The 271-nt window shown below is 62.4% G+C and carries 1 protein-coding gene; it reads right to left on the bottom strand.

Annotated features, from left to right (window positions below; all coding sequences use genetic code 11):
• Positions 1-271 (bottom strand): TRAP transporter large permease subunit (locus WDW90_RS39460; protein ID WP_336493039.1); only part of this gene is annotated, 271 nt, incomplete at both ends.

Here is a 271-nt window from a genome sequence, read left to right on the forward strand (position 1 = left end):
CATCACGACGCCGAACCAGACGAGGTCGAACCCCGCGGCCTTGAGCGGCGGCAGGATGATCGGCGCCGTCATCAGGATGATCGAGACCGGCGGCAGGAAAAAGCCGAGCAGGATCACAAAGGCCAGGATCGTCACCAGCAGCACCCACTTGGAGAGCTGCATCGCCACGATGGCCGCGGCGGCCGATTGCGAGATGTGGAGGTAGCTCATCACGTAGGCGTAGAGGAGCGACATGCCGATGATCAGCATCAGCATGGTCGATTCCCTGAGC

The organism is Methylobacterium nigriterrae, from assembly GCF_037106235.1.
GTDB classification, from domain to species: Bacteria; Pseudomonadota; Alphaproteobacteria; order Rhizobiales; family Beijerinckiaceae; genus Methylobacterium; species Methylobacterium nigriterrae.